At 62.0% G+C, this 7157-nt stretch carries 8 protein-coding genes; all 8 read left to right on the top strand.

Annotated elements, in window-relative coordinates:
- The coding region (locus ACUCV0_RS23255) for a hypothetical protein (RefSeq protein WP_482213850.1) at positions 1-381 on the top strand (381 nt) is incomplete at its 5' end.
- 210 nt (positions 382-591) lie between these two features.
- Entirely contained in the window at positions 592-1635 is a 1044-nt protein-coding gene (locus ACUCV0_RS23250; RefSeq protein WP_482213849.1) for an AAA family ATPase, read from the top strand.
- A 2-nt stretch (positions 1636-1637) separates the two neighbouring features.
- On the top strand, positions 1638-2102 hold the full coding sequence (locus tag ACUCV0_RS23245; RefSeq protein ID WP_482213848.1) for a hypothetical protein: 465 nt from the start codon (positions 1638-1640) through the stop codon (positions 2100-2102).
- Positions 2103-2162: 60 nt separating this feature from the next.
- On the top strand, positions 2163-2489 hold the full coding sequence (locus ACUCV0_RS23240; protein ID WP_482213847.1) for a DUF5983 family protein: 327 nt from the start codon (positions 2163-2165) through the stop codon (positions 2487-2489).
- A gap of 196 nt (positions 2490-2685) precedes the next feature.
- Positions 2686-3882, top strand: a complete 1197-nt coding sequence (locus ACUCV0_RS23235) for a DUF3150 domain-containing protein (protein WP_482213846.1) — start codon at positions 2686-2688, stop codon at positions 3880-3882.
- A gap of 66 nt (positions 3883-3948) precedes the next feature.
- Positions 3949-5634 (top strand): VWA domain-containing protein, encoded by a 1686-nt coding sequence (locus ACUCV0_RS23230; protein WP_482213845.1) that lies wholly within the window; start codon positions 3949-3951, stop codon positions 5632-5634.
- Between the two features lie 98 nt (positions 5635-5732).
- Positions 5733-6155 (top strand): hypothetical protein, encoded by a 423-nt coding sequence (locus ACUCV0_RS23225; protein WP_074585472.1) that lies wholly within the window; start codon positions 5733-5735, stop codon positions 6153-6155.
- A gap of 219 nt (positions 6156-6374) precedes the next feature.
- Positions 6375-7130 (top strand): hypothetical protein, encoded by a 756-nt coding sequence (locus ACUCV0_RS23220; RefSeq protein ID WP_482213844.1) that lies wholly within the window; start codon positions 6375-6377, stop codon positions 7128-7130.
- Positions 7131-7157 lie beyond the last annotated feature (27 nt).

Genomic DNA, 7157 nt, shown 5'->3' with positions numbered 1-7157 from the left:
CGCTGGGCAGCAACGGCGCAGCAGGTACGCGACGTCGATGCCTTGTCGAGCTCGCTGCAGGAACAGCTGAAGGCCTTAAAGGGCCAACGGGAAGCCCTGCAGGCGGATCTCGTCGAGCAGATGGGCGGATACATGCTGGCAGAGGCAGAGGGCGTTCGCATTGTCCGCTATCAGCAGGCCGGCAACATGCGGTGGAAGGATCTCTTCGAGAGCCGGAAGCTGCAGGCGACTGAGGAGGAGCGTCAGCGCTTCCGGCAGGCACCGTCTGAGCGGGTCCGGATCACCCTCGATTCGGATCACCCGATCACGACTGCCGCGCTGGAGGCCATGAGGCTGCCATCGGTTGACCAGGAGACAGAATCTCAGGCATTTTGCCTGTGAGGATGAGGGGGCGCGAAAGCGCCCCTGTCTCTTGCCTGGAACGCTGCGGTAAACCACCGGTTTACCAGAGCTTTCCCGGATCTGTTCTCTGGCTATGCGGCCCGAGAGCGATAACGCAGCTGTGCGTCTTCACAGCAATCATTGAAACCCTACAGGGGCCACCACGCCCCGTAGGGGAATGGTGCGCCTCCAACTTACTGGAGATCCACCATGAACCTTACCCCTTGCGTCCCGATGTCCGCTTACGGTGTTACTGGTAACAACGCTGACACTATGTCGCCTGCGTTCGCCGCCGAGAATCACCCGCTGCTCGAGCTGGTACCCAAGCACAACGCGCAATTCCTGTTCCGCACCGAACTGCGTATGCCCGTGATGAACTTCCTGACAGCGTCGGGCGGTGACTCGCTGGCACTCGTCGGTCCGACCGGCGCCGGCAAAACGTCCGTCGTCGAGCAGATCGCGGCGCGGATGCGGTACCCACTGCGCAAGGTCAATGCCCACTCCCGCATGGAAATGCCGGAGCTCATTGGTCAGATGTCGCTGCAGTGTGATCCTGTCACCGGTGATCAGCAGACCGTGTTCGCGCACGGGCCGCTGGCGCTGGCGATGAAAGAGGGCAGCATCTTCCTCCTGGATGAAGCTGACTTCCTGGATCCGGCCGTCATGGCCGGCCTCAACGCGGTACTGGAAGGCGGCGCCCTGGTGCTGGCTGAAAACCGCGGTGAGGTCATCGTGCCGCACCCGAACTTCCGCTTCATCATCACCTGCAACACGCGGGGCCAAGGTGATGAGACGGGCCTCTACACGGGTACCTTGTCCCAGAACCTCGCGTCCTGGGATCGGTACCGCATGCTGGAAGTCTCCTACCTGACCAAGGAGGAGGAGCTCGCGGTTCTGCAGGCGACGCTTCCGCAGGTCGATGCAACGATCCTGAGCACCATGATCGATGTTGCCAATGGAGTGCGTCAGCAGTTCATCGGCAATCCCGACCAGGCGCTTCAAGCTGGCCAATCGGGGCTGACGGTCACCTTCTCGACGCGGACCCTGCTGCGCTGGGCCCGTATCGCGACGACCTACAGCACCGCTGCCAGCAGGCAAGCGAACTTCCCGTTCGCCTGCCCTCTGGCGCAGGCGCTGCGCGAAGCACTGACCAACCGGACGGACAAGCCCATGCGACTGGTGATCCATACCATCGCCAAGGACAAGTTCGGCACGGCCTGGGCAAACGATCCTGTCGTTGCTCCGGGGGTTTGATCGTGACGCTTTTCTTCGCGATGGACTCCGAGGGCCAGAACAACGTCGAGCAGATGAACACCGAATGGTGGGCAAAGCAGGCGCTGTCTGATCTGAGCAACGCGGCGGAATCGCTCGGCTTCGCCGACGCGTTGCAGGCGGTGCAGGCTTCCTTCGGGAAGCTTGCGGCAAGCAATGTCGATCCGGAATACGAGGTCGAGAAAGTCGCTTTGCTCATCGCCCTGAAGGTGTCTCTAAAGGAACCGGCTCGGCTGACTTTGTCAGACGATGCTGGCGACGAGTTGGAGGCTACCCGGCCGGATGGCTGGGACCTGGTGCTGCAGCGCGTCTGCAACCTCACCGATGCGTCGATGCCGAAATGGCGTGATGCCCTGGTTACCCTGGGCGTTATGCCAAGACCGATGGACCTTTCGAGCCTTGTGGTCGCCGACGTGGCTGCTGCAGGCGAGACGTCCTTCTGCTTTTAAACCACCCTGGCGGGGCCATCCCGCTGGGGTGGCCTCCGTCCCTTACGATGGAGCAATGCAATGCAACTGAACCTCACCAAGTCGATCGAGCTGTCCAATGCCCACGTCACGCAGGAAGACTTCCTGCTGCTGGACCGGATGGCCGCCGACTATCGCGACACCCTCAAGACCGACGACCCGTTCGTGCCAGCGGTGCTTGAAACTCGCCATGGCTATGTCATCTGTATCGGCAGCAGGACGATCGAAGGCCTCATTGAGGCCGGCGCATCGAAAGCCTTCAAGGACATCCTGGACTACTGCCAGAATGCCCACGACGGCGCGATCATGTACCTGGCGTTCGACCGCGACGCTGAAGTCGAGGACGATCTGCCCACGTTTGACTGGTGAATAGGGGCCTTCGGGCCCCCGTTCTCTGAGCCCGATTTGCTATAGTCGGCTATAGCAAATCCGGTTCTCGGCCGCCTCCATGTGGAGGCAGCTGTGAAGTGCCAGCTGGGCACTCAAATCACCAGCAGCTCATCTCAAACCCAATGGGGGTCTCTCCCCATCGGGGAAGACTCCCGCCTAAACCGGAGTCTTCGCTATGCAAACTGCTCAACCCATCAAGGAAATCGAAACCCTCAGCAAGCTGTTGCTGGTAGGTCTCGACGTCAACATCTGGTCCGGCCGCAAAAAACTCCGTATCGAGGACCTCGGTCCTGGTGTGGATCTGCCGCCGGCGGAGCTCGCATCGCTGGGTAGCAAGCGGATCATGGATCCCGAGCAGATCAAGCGGTTCGACAACCTGAAGCGGCGCGCCCATCGTCTCCTCGAGAGCGAAGGCGTGCGCTTCCTGGGCGGCTACGGCATCCCGAACGACGCGGCTCCGGCCATCGCGAAGGAGCTCGATGACATCCAGCGCGAGTTCGGCCTTGAGATCAAATCCTTCCTCGACAACTACGACTCGAACTTCGACGCGTGGGCGCTGAAGTGGGACAAGGATCCGAAGTGGCAAGCTGCGATCGAAAAGGCCAAGACCCCGAAAGAGGTGGTGGCCCAACGTTTAGGCTTTCGCTACACCCTGGTGCGCGTGGTACCCGACAAATCCGATCCGGCCCTGAGCAAAGGGTTGGAGCAGGAAGTGGAGGGTCTTTCCGGACAGCTGTTCCGGGAGATCGCGGACGCGGCCGAGGACCTGGTGGATGGCAGTTTCGCCAACAAGTCCTCTGTCAGCCGCAAGGCGGTCAGCGCGATCCTGAAGATTCACCGCAAGCTCACTTCGCTCGCGTTCTTGAATCCTGGGATCCACCTGGTCGCCGAGCACATGATGTCTGTCATCGAGCAGCTCCCCAAAAAGGGGCCGTACGAGGGTGGGCATTTCCAGACGCTGCAGACACTCATGCTGTCCTTGAGTGACGAGCGCAACATCTCGAAGTTGGCAGCCTCCTTCGCGGCTTCTGCTGCGCAGACCGCTACCACCGTTAGCGTGCCGGCGGCGAGTGTCGTGATCGACCAGGCACCGGCAGCGGCTGTTGCCGTCGTAGCTTCGGCTCCTGATAGCGAGCTGTCGCCGTCCCGCGCGGACGACGACGGAATGTCCGTCGGCGAGCTGCTGGATGAGATCGCCGGGCAACAGGCAGCACCTGGTCTTCAGGAGCTGAGCTCGGTAGCCGCAGAGCTGCAGGCCCGGGCCATTGACGGGCAGGCGATCGATGCCCAGATGTCGGCGTTGGGCGTTGCTACGTCTATTGCCAATATCCCAATGCCGACTACCCAGGACGCCTTGGACTTCTGCATGTAAACCAACCCCCCGGGGGCACCTGCCCCCTTTGGGGGTGGTGTGTCCTCCACTACTGGAGTGACAGCTATGCAACGTTCTCTGAGCAACGCCTTCCCGATCATCGCGCGCTACTTCTGCGACGACCTGGGGGTGCGCATCGAGTTTGGTGGAAACCAGCCGGCCACACAGGACAAGGTGATTTACCTGCCGGTGCTCAAAGATGAGTCGCCACGCATGGTCAACGTCACCCTCGGGTGGACGGCCCATGAGTCGGCACACATCAAGTACACGGACGATGAGCCTTATGAGCTGGCCAACGCGGAGAGCCCCTTCATGGGGCGCCTTCTGAACCTGCTCGAAGATCTGCGGATCGAGAAGCTCATGATGGAAGACCATTACTGCGCCATCGAGCCACTGCGGGTGACCGCCCAGGAGGTGTTCCAGAAGCCTTGGAGCGCCGACGGCAAATCCGAGGCGGTGGTTTTGCACGACGCCTGCCTGATCATCGGCCGGGCGCGCTTGCTCAATCAGCCGATCGAAGAGGTCGCCGTTGTCCTGGACGCTGCGTTGGCCAACACCTTTGGTGCCGGCCGACGCGCGAAGATCCTGGGGCTACTGTCCACGGTCACCGGCTTGCCGGATACCGCAGGGGTGTATCAGCTCGCGCATCGGATACTCGATGTGCTGGATGAAGAGGAGCCTCAGCAGCCTGATGCTGGCGCGAATCCAGATCCTGCGCCGCAAGGTCAGGATCAGCCTGGTCAGGGAGACCAGGGTGACTCCAGCAGCGGCGATCAGGCAGGTCAAGGCGACGCGCAAGCGACGTCCGGCCAGGCTGGCGCCGATCAGCAGGGCGCTCAGCCAAGCCTCAAGCAGCGGGTGGTAAACGCTGACTCACAGGCCATGCAGGATGCGCTTGGGGATGTCTCATCCCAAGCCGCTACCCTGATCAGCGCCAACGCCGGCGGCACACGCTCCAAGCCGAGTTCGGTGCTGGCGCACGCTGTCGGTTCACAGGCTCTGCAGCAGGACGTTGTCATCAACGGACGCGCCGCCTCCATGGGGCTGCGCCAGGTGCTCAATGGTCTCATTCAGGGCAGCCAGAACGCACGGGTCACCGTGCGTAAAACGGGCAGTCGCCTGGATACAGCGAGCCTTGCACGGGTGAGGGTTGGGGAAAACCGGATCTTCCGGAAACAGGAACCCGTGCAGCGCACCAATGCTGCTATCCAGTTGTTGCTCGATGGCTCTGGCTCTATGGGTGTGAAGACCGGCGGGCGCAAGCCTATCCAGGTTGCGGAGGAGGCGTGCTTTGCGATGCTCACGGCATTGGAGGGCATTGCCGGCGTTACCAGTGGTGCGATGGTTTTCCCTCGGGGAGATCGCGAGCAGGTCGGCGTTTTGAAACGGCACGGCCAGAACCTGGCCAGCGCCGTGGCAGAACAACGCTTCGGCCTGACCGCTTCCGGTGGAACACCGTTGGCCAGCGCCATATGGCCGGCCGCCGGTGATCTGCTGCGCGCCAAGGGACAGCGGAAGGTGCTGATCATCAGCACCGACGGCGACCCGCGGAACGTGACCGACGTGATCGATATGGTTGCCCGGTGTCGCGCTTCAGGAATCGAGGTGTTCGCGATCGCCTATGGCGAGGCGAAGGCCACGAAACTGCAGCTGATGTTTGGCACCGGTCACTGGCAGCTGCTGGATGACCTCGGACAGTTGCGCAGCGCCCTCCAGGCGCTCGTGCAGCGTGTGTTGACCCAGGCCGCCTAACCGCGGCCGCTGATCTACCAACCGCCTCACGGCGGACAACCCACCAGGGGACATACCCCCTGGTGGGGGGTGTGTCTCCTCCTAACCGGAGGCATACCATGCAACTTGCGCTTTCTTTCACCGAAAGCTCGTTTTGCGAATTTCCCTTACCGCAGCGCTTGCCCAGGCCGCGGGTCAAACGGGCGCCTCGCAAGACGAACACCGCGGTTGATATCGAGCAGCTGTATTTCGACCTGCTGGCCATTCCGGACAGCGAGGTCGACACCTACGTCTGGACTGACGCAGACATCGATCGCGTTCGCGAATACATGCTGCATCACGCGCTGGGCGTTCTGCTGGACCGGCGCAATTCGCTGGCGTCTCGCCAGGAGCATTGGGCCTGGGTGATGGACGAGGAGGACTTCGGTCCCTTCTCGTTCAAGACCCTGGCCTACTTCGCCGGCGTCGACAGTGAGTTGCTGCGCGAGGGGTTGGTTCGAACCCTCACCAAGCACCAGGTTCTCGAGCAACTGACGGTGTGATTGCTTGACACCTCCCCCCTCACCGGGGGAGGCTTTTTCTCGAGTCTTATGGGCAGAGCGCCAGGCTGCGCCGATCAGATTCTCCTCGACCTCTGTTGGTCGAGAGATACCCAGCTGGAGGTTTCCAGCACCTATCGTTCCGGCCCGTCCGGAGCATCACACCCTAGGGGGCACGTTCCCCCTAGGGGTGACGTGTCTCCTCTCTACGAGGAGTTCACCATGCGTTATCTACCCACCCAGTCACCTGTGGTCGATGCCCTGCTGTTTCCCTATCGTGCTCCGGAGGCCTATCGCACCCGGGCGGATTACGAGCAGCTTGATCGGCTTCAGCGTGAAGCACTGCAAGACCGGCAGCGCGAATTCGCGCAGCGCCTTCATGGGGTCATGCAAAGCGGGCCCTGCTCGCTGCGAAGCTTCCCTTCGCCAGTAGCTGACACCACCTGGCACGATTTGCCGCGCTTCCATCACGCTGCGCAGTTCATCCCGTTCGAGAGGTCTACCTCGGCCACCGGGCAGGACTATTTCGCAGCGCCGCCGGCTAGCCTTGCTGACTATGAGGGCTTCGACGTCGGCGAGGAGCTGCCGGTCTCCGACGAGTCACCTGCTGCCCCGCCCAAGGCGGAGCGGCGGGCGACCGCATCGGCGGCGTCCTCGGACGTCATCGACTGGTCCGACGCAAAGGAAGGGGTAGTCAAACGGCATGGCCGGCACCGCTACCGCTTCGAGCGAAATGCCTCGTTCTCCTACCTGGTCCGTTTGGATACCGGTGGCGATGTGTGGGGCATCGAGCTGCAGCAGGTCGTCAATGAGCTGAACATCGAGGCGGGTGATCGAGTTCAACTCAAGCGTATGGGAAAGGAGTCTGTCGAGGTCGATGAGAAAATCATCGACGCCGATGGCAACCCGACCGGCACGCGCAAGAAGCTCGTTACGCGCAATATTTGGCGTGGCCGCATTCTGCAGAAACACGCCTGATCGCCGCCGGCGAATCGGGCATCAACG

The sequence above is a fragment of the Pseudomonas sp. VMV1 genome (genome assembly GCF_056790235.1).
This window is presented reverse-complemented; position numbering and strand designations above follow the sequence as displayed.